The sequence below is a fragment of the Luteibacter sp. P4_E6 genome (genome assembly GCF_056401535.1).
In genome coordinates this window covers 1-2,452 of sequence record NZ_JBFUJE010000550.1, presented here as the reverse complement: position 1 = coordinate 2,452, position 2,452 = coordinate 1, and the positions used below count along the sequence as shown (strand labels likewise).

At 62.8% G+C, this 2,452-nt stretch carries 2 protein-coding genes; both read right to left on the bottom strand.

Features of this window, described 5'->3' with window-relative positions; all coding sequences use genetic code 11:
* Positions 1–3 precede the first annotated feature (3 nt).
* A complete protein-coding gene (locus AC1DT2_RS20635; RefSeq protein ID WP_477298408.1) occupies positions 4–1,773 on the bottom strand; it encodes a YqaJ viral recombinase family protein in 1,770 nt (589 codons plus the stop codon).
* Positions 1,773–2,452: hypothetical protein (locus AC1DT2_RS20630; RefSeq protein ID WP_477298407.1), on the bottom strand; the 680-nt coding region annotated here is incomplete at its 5' end. The genes AC1DT2_RS20630 and AC1DT2_RS20635, both read right to left, overlap by 1 nt.

The window sequence follows — 2,452 nt, the reverse complement described above, 5'->3', positions numbered from 1 at the left end:
GGTTTAGGCGGCTTTCTTCAGGTCGTTGACGGCGCCCTGGATGACAGTCCACAAGCCGCGGTAGATCGCGATCAGCTCGCTCTCGGCATAGAGCTTCGCGCCGCGCTCGATGCTGACCGGCTTGAAGCCAATCGACTCCAGGCCATCCGCCGTGATCGACAGCGGGGCGATCTTCGCGTTGATGTCGCCGAGCTTGATCGTTCGGCGGGGGGCGCCGGACGGAACGCTAGCGAAGGTTTGCGGCGATTCCATGGCCCGGAGGTCGTCACCGATGAGGTCGTTCACCGCTTCGACGTACGGCTTGCTCGGGCCCGGGGTCGCCGGAGCAACGGCCGGCACGGGAGCGTTCGCGGCTTCCGTCGCCACGCGTTCACGCTCAACTGCCGCAACACGTTCGCGCTCAGCGTCGGCGTTCTCTTTCTCGAGCTTCTCCCGCTCCTGCCTGCGGATATTCTCCCGCTGCGCTTCCAGCTTTTCCTCTTCAGCCTTCTTGTGCGCGTCGATACGCGAGGTGATGGCAAGGATGAAGTCATCGAAGGGCTTGGCAGCGAGCTGCTGCAAGTCGGCCACCAGCGCGCGATATTCGGCCGCATGGTCGTTGACCCACCCCAGCTTGCCCCGGAAGTCCTTCGCCTGGCGGTCGGCGACGATCTTCCCGTTTGCTAGCGCGGTGGCCAGCTTGTCGTCGATGCTGGTCATCGTCTTCAGGCCCTTTATGGAGCCTGCGAAGTCGGGCATGACCACGTCCAAACGGAGGCCGGTAATCTCTCGCTGCAGGTCGGTGACGTGGGCCATGAACGCCTTGCGCGCCGCTTCGATCTTCTCGGCGCGACGGCGGGCCTTCTCGCTCTCGAACAGCTTCTCGGCCATGAGGCGGTTGTCCCGCACCAGCTTGAGAAGCATGTCTTTCTGCCGCTTCGCCTGGTCGACGCTCGCAATCTGGGAGAGCATCATCGATTCGGCGGCGTCGAGCGTTTCTTCAGCCTTCTTCATGGCCTTGATCTGCTGATCGAGGTCAACGAAGTCCTGATCGGTCTGCGGCTCGCGGATCAGCTTGTTTTCAAGGAAGTTCCGGAGCGCGACCTCGAAAGCATTGAAGTTCTCCTTGACGGAGATCTGACCGACGACTTGAACGGCTACCGCCGGAAGTGCCTGCACTGCCTCGGCGACGAGGATCGGCGCAGCGTCAGGCAGCGTGTAGGCAGCGAGGTCGCGGTCGAACTGCGCCCAGCCGTCGACGATACGTTCGAACCAAGCCGCTTCTGGCCACACTTCAGTGGACACGAAGTTCGCCGGGGTTCCGTCGGACACGGTGAAGATGACGCGCTTGGCGCCAGTGACCATCATGATCTGCTGGCACTGCGGCATGTGCGAGTCGGGGACCACGCCAGAGGCGACCATCGCCGCAAGCTCGGCGTTCCACTGCTTGTGCTCGAAAGCGGCATCGAAGGCCATGGTGAGTCCGTCGCACGACGCCGAGAGGTTGCCGCCGGCATCCTCGTTGGAGCACGTCACCGGATAGAGGTCATCTTCGATCAACTGCTCGACCATGGGCCGAGCGAGGGCTTCGACCAGGTGGCCATAGTCGAGAATGTTCTCCTGCACCCAATCACTGAACTCTTTCGGATCACCGGTGTGCTTGACGCGCAGCAACTCGGAGCGCGTGGTCACCTTGGAAAGGCCCAGCATGGCTGCGGCTTCGCTAGCGCCGTGGTGGGTCAGGCGGAAGGCAGCCCATTCGGCGCTGCCTTGGACGAGGTTATGGATCTTCATTACTCGGCACTCCCCTTGTTAGCCCACGAGGCAATTTCGATCTTCTGCTCGTTGGTGAGCAGGTCCTTGGTCTGGATCATTGCGATCAGGTCGTTGACCGACTTGTTGCCGGTCTCGATCGCCATCCGCCACCCGGCCTTCTTCTTCTCGAAGGTCTCGGCCGTGCACTCGGGGAGTTCCGTGCGTGAGGCCGCCGCTGCCGACGTGGAGCTACCGGCCTGCTCGGCCTTGTTCTCCATGACGCTCTTCCACGAGGATTCGCCGTCGCGGATCGCCCCATAGATGCCACGGAGGTTCACCAACTCAGTAGGCGAGCAGGTGTCCAGGGCATGGCCAAGGTAGTCGGCAAGGTCGGATGCCTTGACGCCGATCTCGGCGAAGGCATCGGCGATTTTCTTGCGCTCGGCGCCGGGATCGCGCGCCGCCTCGTCCAGGCGGATCGACTTGATGATCGCCTCAGCTTCGTCCTGCAGGTCGCCGGGGATGATGCGAAGGCCGAGGGTGCGGATGGCCTTGGACACCTGGGCCGCGCGCTTGTTGAGAATGTCGTCCTCGGTGCCCGGAACGGTGTAGACGTTCTTGTTGTAGCTGTTCTTGCGGACGCTGAGGTAGGTCCCGTCTTCGCTCGGCCTCGACCGCTCGACCGTTTTGGTGACCCGAACGTCGAGCGGATATGTGA

Bases quoted from the DNA above. Each gene is read 5' to 3' on its own strand.
- AC1DT2_RS20635 (WP_477298408.1), bottom strand. From the start codon at position 1,773: ATGAAGATCCATAACCTCGTCCAAGGCAGCGCCGAATGGGCTGCCTTC.